This is a genomic window from Bradyrhizobium archetypum, from assembly GCF_013114835.1.
Lineage (GTDB): Bacteria > Pseudomonadota > Alphaproteobacteria > Rhizobiales > Xanthobacteraceae > Bradyrhizobium > Bradyrhizobium archetypum.
This window is the reverse complement of sequence record NZ_JAAVLW010000005.1, coordinates 135,475-155,511: the sequence shown is the minus strand read 5'-3', so window position 1 is coordinate 155,511 and position 20,037 is coordinate 135,475. Positions and strand designations below refer to the sequence as shown.

The 20,037-nt window shown below is 64.9% G+C and carries 14 protein-coding genes; 8 read left to right on the top strand and 6 right to left on the bottom strand.

Annotated features, from left to right (window positions below; all coding sequences use genetic code 11):
* Nucleotides 1-305: 305 nt before the first annotated feature.
* The 6 genes from HCN50_RS16995 (at nucleotide 306) to HCN50_RS16970 (ending at nucleotide 11,485) form a co-directional block, all read left to right on the top strand.
* Entirely contained in the window at nucleotides 306-5,519 is a 5,214-nt protein-coding gene (locus HCN50_RS16995; protein WP_171710826.1) for an alpha-2-macroglobulin family protein, read from the top strand.
* A gap of 29 nt (nucleotides 5,520-5,548) precedes the next feature.
* Nucleotides 5,549-7,663 carry a penicillin-binding protein 1C gene (gene pbpC / locus HCN50_RS16990; protein ID WP_512699170.1) on the top strand — a complete coding sequence of 705 codons (2,115 nt, stop codon included), beginning with the start codon at nucleotides 5,549-5,551 and terminating at the stop codon, nucleotides 7,661-7,663.
* 79 nt (nucleotides 7,664-7,742) lie between these two features.
* Nucleotides 7,743-9,485, top strand: coding sequence for an ArnT family glycosyltransferase (locus HCN50_RS16985; protein ID WP_171710824.1), 1,743 nt, complete (start codon nucleotides 7,743-7,745; stop codon nucleotides 9,483-9,485).
* A 1-nt stretch (nucleotide 9,486) separates the two neighbouring features.
* Nucleotides 9,487-10,332, top strand: coding sequence for a phosphatase PAP2 family protein (locus HCN50_RS16980; RefSeq protein ID WP_171710823.1), 846 nt, complete (start codon nucleotides 9,487-9,489; stop codon nucleotides 10,330-10,332).
* Between the two features lie 71 nt (nucleotides 10,333-10,403).
* The gene (locus HCN50_RS16975; protein ID WP_171710822.1) at nucleotides 10,404-11,147 is read left to right on the top strand and encodes a glycosyltransferase family 2 protein; all 744 of its coding nucleotides are present in this window, start codon (nucleotides 10,404-10,406) and stop codon (nucleotides 11,145-11,147) included.
* Nucleotides 11,147-11,485 (top strand): lipid-A-disaccharide synthase N-terminal domain-containing protein, encoded by a 339-nt coding sequence (locus HCN50_RS16970; protein WP_171710821.1) that lies wholly within the window; start codon nucleotides 11,147-11,149, stop codon nucleotides 11,483-11,485. Before HCN50_RS16975 ends, HCN50_RS16970 begins: the two co-directional genes overlap by 1 nt.
* Here the strand turns inward: HCN50_RS16970 and HCN50_RS16965 are convergent, their stop codons facing one another.
* Nucleotides 11,486-13,174 (bottom strand): Na/Pi cotransporter family protein, encoded by a 1,689-nt coding sequence (locus HCN50_RS16965; protein ID WP_171710820.1) that lies wholly within the window; start codon nucleotides 13,172-13,174, stop codon nucleotides 11,486-11,488. It lies immediately after the preceding gene.
* A 260-nt stretch (nucleotides 13,175-13,434) separates the two neighbouring features.
* Between HCN50_RS16965 and HCN50_RS34485 the strand changes: the two genes are divergently transcribed.
* Nucleotides 13,435-13,683 carry a PilZ domain-containing protein gene (locus HCN50_RS34485; RefSeq protein ID WP_171710819.1) on the top strand — a complete coding sequence of 83 codons (249 nt, stop codon included), beginning with the start codon at nucleotides 13,435-13,437 and terminating at the stop codon, nucleotides 13,681-13,683.
* Between the two features lie 171 nt (nucleotides 13,684-13,854).
* Nucleotides 13,855-14,682 carry a tetratricopeptide repeat protein gene (locus tag HCN50_RS16955; protein ID WP_171710818.1) on the top strand — a complete coding sequence of 276 codons (828 nt, stop codon included), beginning with the start codon at nucleotides 13,855-13,857 and terminating at the stop codon, nucleotides 14,680-14,682.
* Between the two features lie 37 nt (nucleotides 14,683-14,719).
* On the opposite strand, the gene HCN50_RS16950 is transcribed toward HCN50_RS16955, so the two are convergent.
* The 5 genes from HCN50_RS16950 to HCN50_RS16930 form a co-directional block, all read right to left on the bottom strand.
* Complete coding sequence (locus tag HCN50_RS16950) at nucleotides 14,720-16,003, bottom strand: CpaE/TadZ family protein (protein WP_171710817.1); 1,284 nt, start codon at nucleotides 16,001-16,003, stop codon at nucleotides 14,720-14,722.
* Entirely contained in the window at nucleotides 16,000-16,743 is a 744-nt protein-coding gene (locus HCN50_RS16945) for a CpaD family pilus assembly protein (RefSeq protein ID WP_171710816.1), read from the bottom strand. Before HCN50_RS16945 ends, HCN50_RS16950 begins: the two co-directional genes overlap by 4 nt.
* Nucleotides 16,744-16,783: 40 nt before the next feature.
* The gene (locus tag HCN50_RS16940) at nucleotides 16,784-18,244 is read right to left on the bottom strand and encodes a type II and III secretion system protein family protein (RefSeq protein ID WP_171710815.1); all 1,461 of its coding nucleotides are present in this window, start codon (nucleotides 18,242-18,244) and stop codon (nucleotides 16,784-16,786) included.
* A 17-nt stretch (nucleotides 18,245-18,261) separates the two neighbouring features.
* The gene (gene cpaB / locus HCN50_RS16935) at nucleotides 18,262-19,059 is read right to left on the bottom strand and encodes a Flp pilus assembly protein CpaB (protein ID WP_171710814.1); all 798 of its coding nucleotides are present in this window, start codon (nucleotides 19,057-19,059) and stop codon (nucleotides 18,262-18,264) included.
* Nucleotides 19,060-19,339: 280 nt separating this feature from the next.
* Nucleotides 19,340-20,002 (bottom strand): GntR family transcriptional regulator, encoded by a 663-nt coding sequence (locus HCN50_RS16930; protein WP_171710813.1) that lies wholly within the window; start codon nucleotides 20,000-20,002, stop codon nucleotides 19,340-19,342.
* Nucleotides 20,003-20,037 lie beyond the last annotated feature (35 nt).

The following is a 20,037-nucleotide window of genomic DNA, read 5'->3' as shown; positions in this document are numbered from 1 at the left end:
GTCTGGAGCGATAGGCGGCTGGCAACCACCTAGGTCTCTCTAGCACTGCCAATATGAAAAATCCGCTTTCCCGCCAAGACGGTCGAACCGATTTCCTTAAAGGTGCGACAAAGCCAGACGACGGGCCATAGCCCCGCCCCTGACACATATGCCTGTCCGCCGGCGAGGCGGCGGGCGGGACCGGTTGGACTGCCTAAGCCATGCACGCGACCTTTTCGCAAGCCAATGCTGCCGCCATCAGTCCGTCACCTTTTCGCGCCTTTTTTGATCGTTACGCGGCATCTGTCCGCCGCAAGGAGCCCATCATGATCGGTTTGGTTCGCGCCTCAGTGATTTGCGCAGCGCTGGCGCTCGGCCTGACGGCGGCAGGAGCCGCAGACAAGGCGTTCAAGCGCGATGAGCTGGCCGATTCGGCCGTGAAGCTGGAGGCCCAGATCAAGAGCGAGGCGGGGCCGGTCGCGAAATCCTCCGCCACGCTGCGCAACGATGCCGACGCCGCTTTCAGGCGCTCCGACTTCCGCGTCGGCTTGCAGATCCTGGGCCAGATCGCCGCCACCACGCCGGAAGACAGCGCCAACTGGCTGAAGCTCGCCAAGACCATCTTCCAGATCCGCGCCGCCAGCTCCAGCGAACAGACCTTCCTCTATGAGCGCGCCGCGACCGCCGCCTACATCGCCTATCAGCGCGCCGGCAACCAGGCTGAGGAGGCCGATGCGCTGGCCGTGATCGGCCGGGCGATGTCGGAGCGCAAGCTGTGGCGTCCGGCGCTGGATGCTTTGCGGATGTCGCTCGATATGCGTGAAGTCGCCGAGGTCCGCGGCCAGTATGAGAAGATGCGCGACCAGCACGGCTTCCGTCTGCTCGACTATACGGTCGATTCCGACGGCGCCTCGCCGCGGGCCTGTTTCCAGTTCTCCGAGGACCTTGCCAAGCGGGTCGATTTCGCGCCCTTCGTGGCACAGGCCGGCACCGACAAGCCGGCGCTGACCAGCGAGGGTAGGCAGCTCTGCGTCGACGGGCTGAAGCATGGCGAGCGCTACAACATCAACCTGCGCGCCGGCCTGCCGTCCACGGTGAAGGAGAGCCTGCCGAAGTCGGCCGAATTCAACATCTATGTCCGCGACCGCAAGCCGTTCGTGCGCTTCACGGGGCGCGCCTATGTGCTGCCGCGCACCGGCCAGCGCGGCATTCCGCTGGTCAGCGTCAATACACCTGCAGTGAACGCCAACGTGTTCCGGATCGGCGACCGCAATTTGATCAACACGGTGGTCGACAGCGATTTTCAGAAGACGCTTTCCAGCTACCAGCTCTCGGATTTGGGCAACGAGCGCGGCGTCAAGGTCTGGTCGGGCGAGCTCGCGACCGCCTCAACGTTGAATCAGGACATCGTGACCGCGTTCCCGGTCGACCAGGCGCTCGGTGACCTGCAGCCAGGCGTCTATGTCATGACGGCAGCGGCCAAGGGCCCCGGCAGCAGCGGCGACGATGACGGCTCGCTGGCAACGCAATGGTTCATCGTCTCCGACATGGGCTTGACGGCGTTTTCCGGCAATGACGGCATCCACGTCTTCGTCAATTCACTGGCTTCGACCGAACCGGTCGCCAAGGCCGAAGTGCGGCTGGTGGCGCGCAACAACGAGATCCTGGCAAACCGCAAGACCGACGAGGCCGGCCACGTGCTGTTCGAGGCAGGGCTGGCGCGTGGCGAGGGCGGGCTGTCGCCGGCGCTTCTGACCGTCATGAGCGAGAAGGCCGACTACGCCTTCCTCAGCCTGAAGACCAATGCCTTCGACCTCACCGACCGCGGCGTATCCGGGCGGGTGGTGCCCCCTGGCGCCGACGCCTTCGTCTATGCCGAGCGCGGCGTCTACCGCTCGAACGAGACGGTCTATCTGACCGCGCTGCTGCGCGACGGGCAGGGCAACGCGATGGCCGGCGGGCCGCTGACGCTTGTGATCGAGCGGCCGGACGGCGTCGAATTCCGCCGTGTCGTGCTGCCTGATCAGGGTGCCGGTGGGCGCTCGATGGCCGTGCCGCTCAATTCCGCGGTCCCGACCGGAACGTGGCGGGTCCGCGCCTTTACCGATCCCAAGGCTTCGTCCGTGGGCGAGACCACCTTCATGGTCGAGGACTACATCCCCGAGCGGATCGAATTCGAGGTCTCGGCCAAGGAGAAGGTGATCAAGGCTGAGTCTCCGGTCGAACTGAAGGTCGCTGGCAAGTTCCTTTATGGCGCGCCGGCGTCCGGCCTGCAGCTCGAGGGCGACATGCTGGTTGCGCCGGCGGCTTCAGGGCGACCCGGCTATCCCGGCTACCAGTTCGGCGTAGCGGACGAGGAAACCGCCTCCAACGAGCGCACACCGATCGAAAACCTGCCCGAGGCCGACGCCAATGGCGTCGCGACTTTTCCAGTGTCGCTAGCCAAGGCGCCGACGTCCACACGTCCGCAGGAGGCGCAGATCTTCATCCGCATGGTGGAGACCGGCGGCCGTGCGGTCGAGCGCAAGCTGGTGCTACCCGTGGCGCCGCAAGGCGCGCTGATCGGTATCAAGCCGCTGTTCGGCGACAAGAGCGTTGCCGAGGGCGACAAGGCCGAATTCGACGTCGTGTTCGTCAGCCCGGATGGAAAACAATTGGCGCGGGATGGCCTGCGCTACGAACTTCTGAAGATGGAGTCGCGATATCAGTGGTATCGGCAGAACTCGTCCTGGGAATATGAGCCGGTTAAGTCGACCAAGCGCGTTGCCGACGGCGACCTGACGCTGACCGCTGACAAGGCAGCGCGCGTGTCAGTATCTCCGGAGCCTGGCCGCTACCGCCTCGACGTCAAATCGAACGAGGCCGATGGTCCGATCACCTCCGTGCAATTCGACGTCGGCTGGTATTCCGACGGCAGCGCCGACACGCCGGATTTGTTGGAGACCTCGGTCGATAAGCCGGAATATGCTTCGGGCGACACGATGGTGGTGTCGGTCAATGCCCGCACCGCCGGCAAGCTGACCATCAACGTGCTCGGCGACCGCCTGCTGACGACGCAGACTGTCGACGTCAAGGAAGGCACGCAGCAGGTCAAGCTCACCGTCGGCAAGGACTGGGGCACCGGCGCTTATGTGCTGGCGACGCTGCGCCGTCCGCTGGATGCAGCGGCGTTGCGCATGCCCGGCCGGGCAATCGGCTTGAAATGGTTCGGCATCGACAAGAAGACGCGGACGTTGCAGGTCGCGTTGTCGCCGCCGCCGCTGGTTCGGCCCGGCACCAGCTTGAAGATTCCCGTCAAGCTTGGCGGACTCAATCCGGGAGAGGACGCCAAGATCGTCGTTGCCGCGGTCGATGTCGGTATTCTCAACCTGACCAATTACAAGCCACCGGCGCCTGATGATTACTATCTCGGCCAGCGCCGGCTGACGGCTGAAATCCGTGATCTCTACGGCCAGTTGATCGACGGCATGCAGGGTACCCGTGGCCAGATCCGCACCGGCGGCGATTCCGCCGGCGCCGAGCTGCAAGGCTCGCCGCCGACGCAGAAGCCGCTGGCGCTCTATTCCGGCATCGTTACGGTCGGCGCCGACGGCACCGCCGAGATCAGCTTCGACATTCCGGAATTCGCGGGCACCGCGCGGGTCATGGCGGTGGCGTGGACTGCGACCAAGCTCGGCCGCGCGACGATCGACGTCACCGTGCGCGATCCCGTGGTGCTGACGGCAACCCTGCCGCGCTTCCTGCTCAACGGCGACAAGGGCACGGTGAGCTTCGATCTCGATAATGTCGAGGGCGCGCCCGGCGACTACAGCATCAGCGTGAAGACCTCGGGTCCGGTGAAGGTGACGGGCAACCCGACCACCACCGTCAAGCTCGCGGCCAAGCAGCGCACGTCGATGTCGTTGGCGCTCGATGCCGGCGGCGCTGGCACCGCCAATCTCGACGTCGACATCAAGGGCCCGAACGGGGTGACGCTGGCGCGGCATTATGCGCTCGACGTCAAGGCGGCAACGCAGGTGCTGGCGCGACGCTCGATCCGCACGCTGGCCAAGGGCGAGAGCTTGACGTTGTCCCCGGACATGTTCTCCGACCTGGTGTCGGGCACCGGCAGCGTGTCGCTCTCGGTCAGCCTTTCCACCGCGCTCGATGCGGCGACCATCCTGAAGGCACTGGATCGCTATCCGCACGGCTGCTCCGAGCAGATCACGAGCCGTGCCATGCCGCTGCTCTATGTCAACGACCTCGCGGCGGGCGCGCATCTGGCGATGGATACCGCCATCGACCAGCGCATCAGGGATGCGATCGAACGGCTGCTGGCACGGCAGGGCTCGAACGGCTCGTTCGGCCTGTGGTCGGCGGGCGGCGAAGACGCCTGGCTTGATGCTTATGTGACCGACTTCCTGACACGAGCCCGGGAGAAGGGCTTTGTGGTGCCTGATGTGCTGTTCAAGAACGCGCTGGATCGTATCCGCAACTCGGTGGTCAACGCCAACGAGCCGGAAAAGGACGGCGGCCGCGATCTCGCCTACGGCCTCTACGTGCTCGCCCGCAACGGCGCAGCTCCGATCGGCGATTTGCGCTATCTCGCCGATACCAAGCTGAACAATCTCGCAACGCCGATCGCGAAGTCACAGCTCGCCGCGGCGCTGGCGCTGGTCGGTGACAGGACGCGGGCGGAGCGGGTCTATGCGGCGGCGGTGGAAGCGCTCGCGCCGAAGCCTGCGTTGGAGTTCGGCCGCGTCGATTACGGTTCGCAGCTTCGCGATGCGGCGGCGCTGGTCTCGCTCGCCAGCGAAGGCAACGCGCCGCGCGCGACGCTGACGCAGGCCGTGCAGCGGGTCGAAGCGGCGCGGGGGCTCACGCCCTACACCTCCACACAGGAGAATGCGTGGATGGTGCTCGCCGCGCGGGCGCTGTCGAAGGAAACGCTGGCGCTCGAGATCGATGGATCGCCGGTCAAGGCCGCGGTCTATCGCAGCTACAAGGCGGAGGCGGTGGCCGGCAAGCCGGTCAAAATCACCAACACCGGTGATGCGCCGGTCCAGGCGGTGGTCTCGGTGTCGGGTTCGCCACTTACGCCGGAGCCGGCCGCGTCCAACGGCTTCAAGATCGAGCGCAGCTATTTCACGCTCGACGGCAAACCCGCCGATGTGACCAAGGCCAAGCAGAACGATCGCTTCGCCGTGGTGCTGAAGATCACCGAGGCCAAGCCGGAATACGGGCACATCATGGTGGCCGATTATCTCCCGGCCGGCCTTGAGATCGACAATCCACGCCTGGTGTCGTCGGGTGACAGCGGTACGCTGGACTGGATCGAGGACGGCGAGGAGCCGGAGCACACCGAGTTTCGCGATGACCGCTTCACGGCGGCGATCGACCGCGCCAGCGACGACCAGTCGGTGTTTACGGTGGCCTACATCGTGCGCGCGGTGTCGCCCGGCAAATACGTGCTGCCGCAGGCCCATGTCGAGGATATGTACAACCCCTCGCGCTACGGCCGCACCGGCACTGGCTCGGTTGAGGTGCGTCCGGCGAAATGAGCAAAGAGTTGCGCCAACAAAAGGGAGACGTGGGTGCCCGGGCCAAGCCCGGGCATGACGGTGGTATGGGCCGTCGCCGCTTCTTCCGGATCGCGGTGTCTCTCGCCTTCGTCCTCATCGTAATCACTACCGCGTTCACCGCCTGGATCGCCTCACTCGGCCCGTTGCCGCTGGAAGCGGCGCGCAAGGTTTCGACCACGGTCGTCGACCGCAACGGCAAGCTGTTGCGTGCCTATGCGATGGCTGACGGCCGCTGGCGGCTACCGGTGGATGCGAAGACGTCCGTCGATCCCGGCTATCTCAAGCTGCTGCTGGCCTATGAAGACCGCCGGTTCTGGTCGCATGGCGGCGTCGATCCGCTGGCGCTCGGGCGCGCGGTGCTACAGTTCTCAACTAGCGGCCATATCGTGTCCGGCGGCTCGACCATTACGATGCAGCTGGCGCGGCTCATCGAGCCGCGGCGCGAGCGTTCGGTCTACGCCAAACTGCGGCAGATGGTGCGCGCGATCCAGCTCGAGCAGCAACTGAGCAAGGACGAGATCCTCGATCTTTATCTGGCACTGGCGCCGTTCGGCGGCAATCTCGAAGGCATTCGCGCCGCTTCCATCGCCTATTTCGGCAAGGAGCCGAAGCGGCTTTCGCTCGCCGAAGCCGCGTTGTTGGTCGCGCTGCCGCAATCACCGGAACGCCGCCGGCTCGACCGTCATCCGGAAGCGGCGCACGCCGCCCGCGACCGCGTGCTGGCGCGGATGGTCGAGGATGGCGTGGTGTCGAAAGAGGATGCGGCGCAGGCCAAGGCGGTTGCCGTGCCGCGGCTGCGCAAGCCAATGCCGATCCTGGCGCCGCATTCCTCCGATGCCGCGATGGCGACGGTGAAGGATGCGCCGCTGATCAAGCTCACGCTGGACGCGGGCTTGCAGAAAACGCTGGAGACGCTGGCGCGCGACCGTGCCGTGGCGCAGGGGCCGAACATTTCGGTCGCCATCGTCGCCGTCGACAATGAAAGCGGCGACGTGCTGGCCCGCGTCGGCTCATCCGACTATTTTGACGAACGCCGCGCCGGGCAGGTCGACATGACCCGCGCGGTGCGTTCGCCGGGATCGACGCTGAAACCGTTCATCTACGGGCTCGCGTTCGAGGACGGGTTTGTGCACCCCGAGAGCCTGATCGACGACCGTCCCATTCGTTTCGGCTCCTATGCGCCGGAAAATTTCGACATGACATTCCAGGGCACGGTGCCGGTGCGCAAGGCGCTGCAGCTCTCGTTGAACGTGCCGGCGATCGCGCTGCTCGACCGCGTCGGCTCCAGCCGGCTGTCGTCGCGGCTGAAGCAGGCCGGTGGCAATCTCGTGCTGCCGAAGGACGAGGCACCGGGTCTCGCGATGGGCCTTGGCGGCGTCGGCGTCACGCTCCAGGATCTGGCGCAGCTCTATGCCGGACTGGCGCGGCTCGGCGCGGCCAAACCGCTGCGCGAGGTCATGCTGGCCAACGATGATCGCGAGCCGTTGCGCCTGATGGACCAGGTCGCCGCCTGGCAGGTCGGCAATGTGTTGCTCGGCACGCCGCCGCCGGAAAACGGCGTGCACAACAAAATCGCGTTCAAGACCGGCACTAGCTACGGCTATCGCGACGCTTGGTCGGTCGGCTTTGACGGCCGCATCACGATCGGCGTGTGGGTCGGGCGCCCCGACGGCGCGCCGGTGCCGGGTCTGGTCGGCCGCACCGCCGCTGCGCCGATCCTGTTCGACGCGTTTGCGCGCACCGGCAAAATCCCGGCCGCGTTGCCGAAGGCGCCGAAAGGGGCGCTGATTGCTGGCAACGCCAAGCTACCGCTGCCGTTGCGGCGCTTCCGCCCGGTTGGCGAACTGATCCGGACCGGCAGCGATGCTGCGCCGCGGATCCAGTTTCCGCTGAACGGCTCGCGGATCGATGTCGACCGTTCAACCGGCGGGCAGGGCGCGCCCATGCCGGTCAAGGTGGCCGGCGGCGTGCTGCCGCTGACCGTCATGGTGAACGGCACTTCCGTCGGCGAGATCGACAGTCGCCGCCAGCGTCTGGTCGACCCGCCCGGACCGGGCTTTGCCCGGCTGACCGTGATCGACGCGACGGGGGCGGCCGACACCGTGGTGATCCGGGTACAGTGACGAAAAACCCTTCTGTTGACCACGACTTAGAGGGATTTGTGGTGTTGTTTGCAGTGCGGTTTCATCGTATGCGAACGGCATGGTGGAAACCTTGCACCCCCCACGCTTTGGATCGGGCCAACAGCCAGTAAAACCTGCGCATTCCGGCCGCAGGCTGGCCGTTGCGTTCGACTTCGCCACTGCGAACCATTTTCGCGCCATCGCGTTCCTGATGCTCTGCTGCATCGTGCTTTTCCTGCCCGGATTCTTCAACATTCCGGCGATCGACCGCGACGAGGCGCGCTTTGCGCAGGCCACCAAGCAGATGGTCGAAAGCGGCGATTACGTCGATATCCGCTTCCAGGACGATGTTCGCTACAAGAAACCGGTCGGCATCTATTGGCTGCAGGCCGCCGTGGTCGAAACCGCTTCATCGCTCGGGCTGCCGCGGGCGCAGTTGCGCATCTGGCTCTACCGGATTCCCTCGCTGATCGGCGCGATCGGCGCGGTTCTCCTGACCTATTGGACGGCGCTCGCCTTCGTCACCCGGCGCGGGGCCGCGCTGGCGGCGCTGATGATGTGCAGCTCCGTCCTGCTCGGGGTCGAAGCGCGGCTCGCCAAGACCGACGCGATGCTGCTGTTGACCGTTGTCGCTGCGATGGGCGCGATGGCGCGGGTGTATCTGGCCTGGCAGCGCGGCGAGGACCCGGTGCGGCCACCCTGGACCGCGCCCGCAATCTTTTGGACGGCGCTGGCCGGCGGCATCCTGCTCAAAGGGCCGCTCATCCTGATGTTCGTCGGACTGACCATCCTGGCACTCGCGATCCTCGACCGCTCGGCGGCATGGCTCTGGCGGCTGCGCCCAGTGTGGGGGCTGATGTGGACGCTGGTGCTGGTGCTGCCGTGGTTCGTTGCGATCTTCTGGCGCGCGGGTGAGGCGTTTTTCTCCAATTCACTTGGCGGCGACATGCTGAGCAAGCTGGGCGCGCAGGAATCCCACGGCGCGCCGCCCGGGCTTTACCTCTTGCTGTTCTGGGTCACGTTCTGGCCGGGCGCGGCGCTGGCGGGAATGGCGGCGCCGGCGGTATGGCGCGCGCGGCGCGAGCCCGGTGCGCAATACCTGCTGGCATGGCTGGTCCCGTCATGGATCGCGTTCGAGCTCGTGCTGACCAAGCTGCCGCATTACGTGCTGCCGCTCTATCCAGCGATTGCGATCCTCACCGCCGGCGCGCTCGAGCGCCGCGTGCTGTCGCGGTCCTGGCTGATACGCGGCGCGGCCTGGTGGTTTGTCATTCCGGCGGGGGCGTCGGTGATAACCGTTATCGGCGCCATCAAGCTGACGCATTACCCTGCGTTTCCGGCTTGGCCGTTTCTGGCGGCCGCGATGATCTTCGGGCTGATCGCCTGGTGGATGTTCGAGGACAGCCGCGCCGAACGCTCGCTGTTGAATGCCGTCGCCGCCGCCATGTTTCTGGCGATCGGAATCTACGGCGTCGTCATGCCGTCGCTGACCGCGATGTTTCCGAGTGCCGAGATCGCGCGCGCGCTTCGCAACGTGGTCTGCGTCGGGCCAAAGGCCGCCGCGGCGGGCTTTCACGAGCCGAGCCTCGTCTTCATGACCGGTACCGGCACGCTGCTGACCGACGGCTCGGGCGCTGCGGATTTCCTCGGGCAGGGCAGTTGCCGCTTCGCGCTGGTGGAATCGCGCACCGAACGCGCCTTCGTGCAGCGCGCCGAAGCAATCGGGCTGCGCTACAATGTAGCGAAGCGGATCGAGGGCTATAACATCTCGCAGGGCAAGGCGGTCTCGATTGCGATCTTCCGCTCGGAAGGCACGGAGTAAGATGGCTGCGCCTCCTGCTGTCGGCGAATCTAAAAACTACCTCTCGCGCTTCGTCACGCTGGCGTGGCAGTCACTGGCGCAACTCGTGCGCTCGCCGTCACATTCGCGGCGGGCCGAAGCCGCGCGCCGGGCGGCGCGGCACGTGTTGTGGCTGACAGCCGGCCTCGGCGGTGCGGTCATCGTGCTGATGTACGCGATCGATGTGTGGGAAATCAGCCAGATGCCGAAGCGCGGCACACCCTCGCTGTGGTGGGTTCGCATTCTCACTGATTTCGGCAAGGACGAATATGTGCTGGCGGTGCTGGGCGTGCTGCTCATTGCAGTTGCGGTCGTCGCACCAGCCCTGGATGGCATCAAGCGCTCGCTGCTGCTCGGCCTGGGAACGCGGCTGCAGTTCCTGTTCTGCGCGGTCGCCGTCTCCAGTCTGGTGACCGAAGTGCTGAAATATTGCGTCGGCCGCGGCCGGCCCTTTGTCGGCGGCGAAGCCAACGCCTTCCACTTCTCCCACTTCGCAGGAAACCCGGCCTATTTCAGCTTCCCCTCCGGGCACGCCACCACCGCCTTTGCACTCGCTTTTGCGGTATCGGCGCTATGGCCGCGCGCACGGGTGGCGATGGCCGTTTACGCTGCGATCATTGCGGCGACCCGTCTGGTGCTGCTGGCGCATCATCCGAGCGATGTGGTCGCCGGCGCCCTGATCGGCATCATCGGCGCAATGTTCGTGCGATACTGGTTTGCGGCCCGGCGCCTGGGGTTTGCGATCCAGCTTGATGGCAGCATTGTGCCCCTCGTTGGGCCCTCCTCGGGGCGCCTCAAAAGGGTTGCCGGGGGGCATTTCGCCCCATAAAAGCGGACGCCGCCAGACGGCCCGAGTTGCCCGGTTCCGGGTGCTCCCAAACCAACCAGACGAGTGCCGATTTGACCCCAGCCGACAGAGATGCGGTCGCCGTTTCGATCGTTGTGCCGGTGCGCAACGAGGCGGACAATGTCGCGCCGCTGATTGCGGAAATCGTCGGTGCGCTCGGCAGCCGCTGGGCCTACGAGATCATCTACGTCAATGACGGTTCGACGGATGCGACCGCCGAGCGGCTGGCGGCGATGATGAAACAATATCCACAGCTCCGGCAACTGAAGCATGACACATCGTCCGGCCAGTCGGCAGCGGTGCGCAGCGGCGTGCGGGCCGCGCGCGGCATCATTGTGGCGACGCTCGACGGCGACGGTCAGAACAATCCCGTGTTTCTGCCGGATCTGATTGCCGCGGTTGAACAAGGCGGCGGCCGCATCGGCCTCGCCGCTGGCCAGCGGGTCGGGCGCAAGGATACCGGTTTCAAGAAGCTGCAGTCGCGGATCGCCAACGGCGTTCGCAAGGCGATCCTGCACGACGGCACCCGCGATACCGGCTGCGGGCTGAAGGCGTTCCCGCGCGACGTGTTCCTCTCGATGCCGTATTTCGACGGGCTGCATCGGTTCCTGCCGGCGCTGGTGCGCCGCGAGGGCCTCGACATCGCCTATGTCGACGTGATCGACCGGCCGCGGCGGTCCGGCGTGTCCAATTACGGCTTCTTTGACCGGCTATGGATCGGGATCATGGATCTCGCCGGCGTGTGGTGGCTGATCCGCCGCAAGAAGCCGACGCCTGTTGCGACCGAGGTATCTTGATGCTGATTCAATACGGCCAGGCGCTCGGCGATTACCTCTATGACGTCTTCGTCGCCAAATTCGATTTCTGGCTGGCCTTTGGGCTGATCGCGCAATTGCTGTTCACCGCGCGCTTTCTGGTGCAGTGGATTTCGAGCGAGCGCGCCGGACGAAGCGTGATCCCGATCGCGTTCTGGTTCTTCTCGATGGGGGGCGGGACGATGACGCTGATCTACGGCATCGCCAAGCGTGAGCCCGTGATCATCATCGGCCAGTCGCTGGCCACGATCATCTACATCCGCAACATCATGCTGATCCTCAAGCACCGCGGCAAGGCATCGAAGACGCTGGATCGCTGATTACGGGCGGCTCGGCGCCGCCGTGGGCAGCGCGGGCAATTCGCTTTCGGCGCTGCGATGGGCGGCGAGTTCGCCGGCCGCGTCCAGCACGGGGTAGGCGACCGAGCAGATATGCGAATGGATGCGTCTGAGATCGCGCAGCACGTCGAGATGAAGTGACGTGGTCTCGATGGTTTCGGGCCGGCCTTCGCGCAAGCGGTCGAGATGCCGTTCGGTCGCGGCGAGCTCCGTGTTGCGCAGCGCGGCTTTCTCCGCCAGCAGCTTCCGTGCCTCGTTGACGTCCCCGGACATGAAGACGCCGAACGCGATCCGGAGCGAATCCATCGTCCGCTTGTGAAAGGCTGAGAGCTCCTCGGCGCCCTCGGCCGAGAACTGGAATCGCCGCTTGATCTTCTTGGTGGCGAGCTCGCTCAAATTCTTGTCGATGATGTCGCCGATATGCTCGAGGTTGATGGCGAAGGAGACGATCTCCATCGCCCGCTGCCCCTCGCGCTCGTCGAGGCTGCCGCGGGTGAGCTTGGTGACATAGAGCTTGATCGCCTCGTCGAGGCTGTCGACGCGGTTGTCCATCCGCGACACCTCGTCGACCAGCGCGCGGTCGTTGGTTATCATCGCCGCCATCACCTTGCGCAGCATGATTTCGACGTGATCGCCCATATGCAGGGTCTCGCGGGCAGCATCGGCCAGCGCCAGCGAGGGCGTCTCCAGCGCGCTCTCATCGAGATAGCGCGGCCCCAGCGCGTCGGCCTCCTTGATGCGTTCGGGCAGCAATCTCTTCAACAGCCGCGCCAGGCCGTCGAGCAGGCCGATGAAGAGAAGGGCGGTCGCGCCATTGAAGGCGATGTGGAATAGCGCGGTTGCCTTGGCGGCATCCGGTTGCCAGGCGATCAGGAACTCCGCGATCGGTTGCAGGAACGGCGCCACCAGCAGGATTCCGACCACGCGATTGAGCAGGTTGCCCAGCGGCAGGCGATAGCTTGCGGGATTGTCGCGGCGGGCGCCCTCGACGATCGGGTTGATGGCGCTGCCGAGATTGGCGCCGAGCACGAGGGCCAGCGCCGCGTAGGGCGTGATGAAATGCGCATAGGCCAGCGACATCACCAGCAGCACGCTGGCAACCGAGGAATGCACCACCCAGGTCACGATCGCCGCGAACAGGATGCAGAGCACGGGATCGCCGGTGATCGCATTCATGAACACGCGCACGCCCGGTGCATTCTCCGCCGGCGCCAGCGTATTGAGCAGGATATGCAGCGCCAGCAGCATCAGGCCAAGCCCGATAAAGACACGGCCGATGTCCTTGACGCGCGAGCGCGGCCCGCTGCGGAAAGCGACCAGGCCGATGATGAACAGCACGGGCGCGACGGCGGCGATGTTGAACGAGAGGATCTGCACGATCAGCGTTGTGCCGACATTGGCGCCGAGCATGATGGCAAGCGCGGGCACGAGGCTGACGAGCCCCTCCGACGTAAACGAACTCGTGATCAGCGCCGTGGCGGTGCTGCTCTGGAGCAGCGCAGTCAGGCCAAGGCCGGCGGTGAAGGCGGTGAACCGGTTGCTCAGGGCCTTTGCGAGCAAGAGACGCAGGTTCGGCCCGAACGCGCGCAGGATCCCGCTGTGGACCATGTGGAGGCCCCACAGCAGCAGCGCCACGCCGCCCATCAGGTCGAGAAGAACGAGGCTTCCCATGCGCGTCTGTTTCCGCCAAATCGAGTCGAGCGGTCAGGCTATCGCCTCACGAGGGGGGATCAACCCTTTAATTTGCCGAAAATTGCGTCGCTGAGCATGTTGCCCCGCCACGACCTGGTTCGAAGTCCTAGGGCCGGCTTGGGTAAACAGAGTTCAAATACAACCGCTACATTGCGCGCCGCCGCGCTAGGTCAATTCCAACGATTCTTCTGTAAAGCTGGCCTTCGAGTGAATCACATCGAGCAGGGTCAGGGACCGACATGTTGGCAGCGAATCGCCGCAGAAGCGAACGACGTGCGTGTAGAAACTTTGCGAAAATACAGTTTGCGACCGGCGGATTGCCGCGTGACTGCATGATCACGGACATGTCGGATGGCGGTGTAAAGATCATCGCCGAATATCCCGAAATCCCTTCCGAATTCACGGTGATCTTCTCGGAGGGAAGGCCGCGTCAGTGCCGGTTGGCATGGCGGATCGGCTGCGAACTCGGCGCGCAATTCCTCGACTAGCCATCCTGATCGCGTCGACCGACACGGCCAGTGCAGAGCGGGGCACCAAGGCGCAACTGGCCACGAGGCCCCGCGAAGGTTGCTCATTACCGTGGCAGCGGGTCAGTTTAACCCGAATTTAGGGTTAAGCTGGGAACACTGCTGGACAGTTGCCGCCGTGAGTCCCGCTACATGCTCCAGAAGTTGTCCCATCCGCCCCGCGCCGCGCGACTGCTTGCGTGCGCATCCACCTTGATCCTGGCGTTGGGCCTTGGCGGCTGCCAGACCTCAGGGCTGTCAGACGTTACCGGTTCGATCGACGAGAAGGCCGAGGCCAGCCGGGCCAGCGATCCGCGCCGCGATGTCGAACTCTATCAGGAACGCTATCGCAGCAATCCGAAGGATGCCGACGCGGCGCTGAAATACGGCAAGGCGTTGCGTGCCACGGGACAAAGATCGCAGGCGGTCGCGGTGCTCGAACAGGCTTCCATCGCCCATCCGGGTGACAAGCGCTTGCTCGCCGCCTATGGCCGTGCGCTCGCCGACAACGGCAACTTCCAACAGGCCTTCGACGTGCTCGGTCGCGCCCACAGCCCCGACGATCCGGATTGGCGGCTGCTCTCGGCACAGGGGGCGACGCTGGATCAGCTCGGCCGCTATGAGGAAGCGCGACAATATTATGCGAGCGCGCTGAAAATCGCCCCCGACCAGCCGTCGGTGCTGTCCAATCTCGGACTGTCCTACGTGCTTTCGAAAGAATTGCCCAAAGCCGAGGAGACGCTGCGCCGCGCCCACAGCGTTGGGGGAAGCGATCCGCGCGTGCGCGCCAATCTGGCGCTGGCGGTTGGCCTGCAGGGCAATTTCACCGAGGCGGAAAAGATTGCGAAGGCCGACCTACCGCCCGCCGAGGCCGCCGCCAACGTCGCGCAATTGAAGCGGATGCTGTCGCGAAAGGACAAGGAAAACGCGCGAGCCGAGGCCGGCAGGCTGCCGATTGCCGCGGCCGGACGTTCCGATTAAGCGCCGGCGGCCAGGTGCGGCCGCCGTCATTCTTTGCTCACGCCCTGCGGGCTGTGGCACCCTGCAGCTTTTTGATAATCGGGGTCAGGAACGATGTCCGCGACCGTTTGCTCACGGCATGGCCCGTCATGCGCTGCGCGATCTGCAGGAACATCTGGGCGGTGCGATGCCGGGCTGAGATCTGCGCGATCATCTGGCCGTTATTGGCGGCGGTACCGAACATTTTCGAATCGAACGGAATGGCGGCGATGGGCTGGCTCTCGATCGCCTTGGCGAATTCGCGTACCGAGATTTCGGGACGCTTGTGCATGCCGACCTGGTTGAGGCAATAGAGCGGCGGACGGTCGTTGGGCCGCGCCGCCTTCAGCACGTTCAGCATGTTCTTGGCGTTGCGGAGGTTGGCGAGATCGGGCTCGGCAACGATCAGAATGTCGTCGGCGCCGACCAGCGTGCGCTTGGTCCATGCCGACCATTGATGGGGCACGTCGAGCACGACGCAGGGGGTCGTCATCCGCATCGTATCGAAGATCGCATCGAACGCGTCGGCACCGAAATCATAGACCTGGTCCAGTGTCGCCGGCGCCGCCAGCAGGTTGAGGCGGTCGGTGCATTTCGCCAGCAGACGTTCCATGAAGGCCGAGTCCGGCCGTTCCGGCTGAAAGACCGCGTTGGCGATGCCTTGCACGGGATCCTGGTTGTAGTCGAGGCCGGCGGTGCCGAAGGCGAGGTCGAGATCGATCACGACGGAATCGAGTGCAAGGTCGCGCGCAATCGCCCAGGCGACATTGTGCGCGACGGTGGATGCACCGACGCCGCCCTTGGCACCGACGACGGCGACGATGCGGCCGACCGCCACGGCCTCGGAAGCCGCGTAAAGGCCGCATATCGCACGGACGACGTCGATGGGTTCGATCGGGCCGGTGACGTAGTCGCTGACGCCGCGCCGCACCAGTTCTCGATAGGGCGTGACGTCGCCGGCGTTGCCGATCACGACGACGCGGGTGCCGGCGTCGCACACGGTCGCGAGCTCGTCGAGCCCCTCGAGGATATCGGAGCCCGGTTCGGTCTCCAGCAGAATGACATTCGGTGTCGGCGCGGTGTGGTAGGCCTCGATGGCGGCGGCAATGCCGCCCATGTGAACCGTGAGGTGGGCCTTGCCAAGACGGCGGTCTTCGCTCGCCGCGCGCACTGCGGTTGCGATTGCGACGCTGGCGCAAAACGCCTGTACCGATACGCGTGGCGCCGGCGAGATGTATTCCTCGGGCTGCGCCGGCGCGTCGTCAAGTTGATCGTCGGAGTTTGGAAAGACGCGGCTGATCATTTGCCTGTATCGCTGAGTTTGGCCTTGTCGGCTTCGGGGTAAGTGGTCGCGGTCGACGTGCCCTTGCGGTATTTCTCAAAGGCGATGTCGCGCCGTGCCGTATAGGCGGCGCTCTCGGGACGCGGCTGTTCGAGATCGGCGGGATTGTCGATCATCGCAGCGAGGTTGCGCTGGGTGGCGCAGCCAAAATTGTGGTAGGAGCGGTTTTCGCTATAGGCGACATTGTCGATGTTCGGCCCGAGGTCTTGCGGCCACAGCCCGCACGGACCGGCCACGGCTGAAATCTTCGGGTAGCTCAGCCTGATCGTCGGCAAGGTCCTGCTATCGTCGGGGTGGTAGTGACGCCGCGTGATGGCGCGCGCGGGCACGCCGCCCGCCATCAGCACCGATCGGATTTCCTGATACGACGACGCGGCCGCGTGCGCGTTCGCGGTGTCGATCGGGACATCGGCGACGATTGCGCCGGTGCCTTCGCGCATCCAGGCCTGCGCCAGGCCCATGACGTCGGCGCGTTGCGGCCCGGAGAGGCCGCCGCGGCCGCGGCCGACGAACACGACGATCGAGTGATCGGCTTCGGTTACGGCAATCGGATGACGGTGGCGGTAATCATCAGATACGCTCGCGGTCGTCACGATTTCCGTGGATTGCCACGTGCAAGCGCCGAGTGTCGCCGAAAGGCCGAGAAGGGCGCTAAGCAGCCCCCCGACCTTAACGCGATGGAGCGGTGTTCTGGTTGTCATCGGTCTGTCCTCGTCCCCACGCGGTGAACAGTTCTGAAACTCAATCAATGATGAAGCCAAAGTTGCCCTGGACGCCGGCGACCGGATCGACGCGGGCAGCGAGGCCGTAGATGCGGTTGATGCGCCCGAGCAGCGTGGACTGGGAATCGGCAGCCGGCGCGAAGCCGTCATCGGGCCGCGACAGTTCCTTCTGCGCGACCGCGCGCACGACATACGGCGTCACGAGAACCATCAGTTCGGTCTCGTTGTTGACGAAGTCCTGGCTGCGGAACAGCGCGCCCAAAACCGGCAATTGATCAACCCCGGGCAGGCCGTTGACGGCCTGCTTGGTCTGCTCCTGGATCAGGCCGGCCATCGCCATCGAGCCGCCGGATGGTATTTCCAGCGTGGTCTCTGCACGCCTCGTCTTGATCGAGGGAATGGTCGTTCCACCGGCACCGCCAGTCAGGGAGTTTTCGGTCGAGACTTCCGACACTTCCGTCATCACCCGCAGGCTGATCCGTCCCTCAGTCAGCACTACCGGCGTGAAGTTGAGCGAGATGCCGAATTTCTTGAAGCTGACGGTCTGGACGCATTGTCCGATCGTACCAGGCGTGGTTGTTTGGCAGGTCACCCCGGTCGGAATGGGAAATTCGCCGCCCGAGATAAACGTTGCGGATTCGCCGGAGATCGCGGTGAGATTGGGTTCGGCAAGCGTCCGCACCACACCGGCGGTTTCCATCGCGCGAAGCGTCGCCCTGACCGACGGCGCCGAGCCGAATTGCCCGATCAGACTATTGCCGGGGACGAGCGGCGCGTTATTTGCCGTGAAGGGATTGTTATTGTTGAAAAGCACCGAGGTGTTGCCAACATTCATGCTGGCGCTGAGATCGATGCCCATCTGTTTGATGATATCGCGACGGACTTCCGCGACAGTGACCTTCAACATCACCTGGTCGCGGCCGCGAACGACGATCGAGTTGACGACCTTCTCGGATCCACCGACCAGCCGCGCGGCGATCTCGCCGGCCTGCTGGGCTTCGACCGGGCTCGATACCGAGCCGGTCAGCAGCACGCTGTCGCCGACGCCTTCGATCTGGATTCCCGGCATCGCCTGTCGCAGCGCGGCACGCACGCCGTTGAGGTCGCGCTTGACTGCGATGTCGTAGGACGCGATCTGCTGGCCATCGCCGTCGAAAAACACCACGTTGGTCTGGCCGACGGCGCCGCCGATGATATAGGCGCGTTGCGGGGAGCGAATAACGGCATTGGCGATCTTCGGATCGGCGACCAGCACATCCTTCACGTCGCGCGGCAGATCGACGACCATCGACTTGCCGATGCCGAGCGACAGGAAGCGCATCTTGACCGGACCGATGGCGGAGGTCGTCACCGGATCTTTCTCCGACTCGGCTGCGACGACGGGCAGCAACGGGCCGAGCGTCAGCGCGCCGACGGCCGACAACAACAGGGCGCGCACCGCCACGGTCCGCATCGCCGACTTATTTTCCCCAAACTTCATTTCAGGAGTCCTTTCGGTCACTTCTGTGCCGTCGTTTGATTGGCGACTCCGTAGCGAACCACGTTGACGCTCTCGCTTCGTCTTTTGACCTGTTCCTCGGTCTGGCCCTCGGGCGCATTGGCATCGGTGATGCTGCGCAGCGCGAGCGAGAGCGAGCCGCTCTGGCGTGCACGCGCCAGCGTCTCGGCCTGCTCGGGCTTCAGTTCGAGTGTGGCGGTGCGGCCGACGAGGGAGTTGCTGCCCTCTTTTTCTTTCGGCGCCTGATCGATCGCCAGCACGCGGATGTTGGAGAGAATGATTTCCGACTGGGCGACGTCGGCTCCCTTGCTGTCCGGATTCTTGTCGCGCTTGGAAAGGATGACGTCGACGCGGTCGTTGGGCAGGATGAAGCCGCCGGCGCCGGTTTCCGGCGAGATCTCGGTCGAGATCGCCCGCATGCCGGTCGGCAGGATGGCGGCCATGAAGCCGGAGCCGTTGGCTTTGACCAGCTTCTGCTCGCGGATCGGCTCGCCTGCGAAGAACGGGATGCGCGCGATCGAGCCGGCGGTTTCCTGGATGGCGTTGGCCTTGCTGGCACGGTTGATCAGATTGCTGCCAGCGGCCGCGGCAGGCCAGGCCTGCCATTGCAGGTCCTCGGGCTTGACCTGCTGGCCGAGCCCGATGTCGGACTTCGCAACCAGAATTTCCACCGTGGGCAACTGTACGACCGGTTCGGGCGCCGGTCGGGATTTTTCATCCGTGCCACGGACGAGATAGGCGGCGACGCCGCCGGCACTCAACGCGATAGTCAGGACGACAACACGTGCGATGTTCATACGCTTTACGATCTACTCTTACGCCTACGCAGGGATGCCCCGCCAACACAGCCATCCCGAAAGGATGACTAGGCATCAAAGGTATAAGGGAACTTGAGGCGTGAATTATTTGGTTGATCGCGCGGCGGGATTCGCCGTCATGGTGAACGACTGGTTATCGTTCGGAAGGGCGCACTCTGAAAAAGACCGCAGGCCGCCCAATGCGCGCACCAACGGTCGACGTCGTCACTAGAGATGGACATGCGCTTCGGGCGTCCATCAGGCCTCAGGCCTGACGCTGCTATGACGCGCGGGCCTGTTCTGCCGGTTCGGTCTCCGCGAAGCCGGCCTGCAGGACCTCGTCGCGCTTGTGGCGCAAGTGCGCGCGCAGGATATGCGACAAGCCCACACTGTCACGGCGTTGCAGTGCATTGAGGATCGCTTCGTGCTCCTGCACCGCCAGCGCCCAGCGTCGCGGCGTCATCGGCGTGACATAGCGGGCACGGCGAATGCGTGCCGTGACCGATTCATAGAGGCCCGACAACACGGGATTGCCGGCCGCGGCAATGATCGCCTCGTGGATGGTGCGGTTGCAGCGGTAGTACTGCAGAAGGTCGCGATCGCCGTAGTGGCGCAGCATCGCTGCATGAGCAGCCGCGATGTCGGCGATCTCGGCGTCCGTGATGCGCTCGCAGGCGAGTTCGCCGGCCAGCGCTTCAAGCCCCTGGCACACCTCGAACAGGTCGCGCATGTCCTTGTCGGTCAGCCTGGCTGCCCGCGAGCCGCGGTTCGGCAGCAATTGGACCAGGCCTTCTGCGGCAAGCACCTTGAGGGCTTCGCGCAACGGCGTCCGCGAGATCTGCAGCCTTTCACAAAGGTCGCGCTCAGGGATCCGCGCCCCCGGTGGAATTTCGCCATCGAGCAGCATCGCGCGGACGCGGCCTACGACTTCCTCATGAAGCATCCCAAAATCCAATTTGAATGCAAAAATGGCTATAT

Bases quoted from the DNA above. Each gene is read 5' to 3' on its own strand.
- HCN50_RS16995 (WP_171710826.1), top strand. From the start codon at position 306: ATGATCGGTTTGGTTCGCGCCTCAGTGATTTGCGCAGCGCTGGCGCTC.
- HCN50_RS16985 (WP_171710824.1), top strand. From the start codon at position 7,743: ATGGTGGAAACCTTGCACCCCCCACGCTTTGGATCGGGCCAACAGCCA.
- HCN50_RS16980 (WP_171710823.1), top strand. From the start codon at position 9,487: ATGGCTGCGCCTCCTGCTGTCGGCGAATCTAAAAACTACCTCTCGCGC.
- HCN50_RS16970 (WP_171710821.1), top strand. From the start codon at position 11,147: ATGCTGATTCAATACGGCCAGGCGCTCGGCGATTACCTCTATGACGTC.
- HCN50_RS16965 (WP_171710820.1), bottom strand. From the start codon at position 13,174: ATGGGAAGCCTCGTTCTTCTCGACCTGATGGGCGGCGTGGCGCTGCTG.
- HCN50_RS34485 (WP_171710819.1), top strand. From the start codon at position 13,435: ATGTTGGCAGCGAATCGCCGCAGAAGCGAACGACGTGCGTGTAGAAAC.
- HCN50_RS16955 (WP_171710818.1), top strand. From the start codon at position 13,855: ATGCTCCAGAAGTTGTCCCATCCGCCCCGCGCCGCGCGACTGCTTGCG.
- HCN50_RS16950 (WP_171710817.1), bottom strand. From the start codon at position 16,003: ATGATCAGCCGCGTCTTTCCAAACTCCGACGATCAACTTGACGACGCG.
- HCN50_RS16945 (WP_171710816.1), bottom strand. From the start codon at position 16,743: ATGACAACCAGAACACCGCTCCATCGCGTTAAGGTCGGGGGGCTGCTT.
- HCN50_RS16940 (WP_171710815.1), bottom strand. From the start codon at position 18,244: ATGAAGTTTGGGGAAAATAAGTCGGCGATGCGGACCGTGGCGGTGCGC.
- cpaB (WP_171710814.1), bottom strand. From the start codon at position 19,059: ATGAACATCGCACGTGTTGTCGTCCTGACTATCGCGTTGAGTGCCGGC.
- HCN50_RS16930 (WP_171710813.1), bottom strand. From the start codon at position 20,002: ATGCTTCATGAGGAAGTCGTAGGCCGCGTCCGCGCGATGCTGCTCGAT.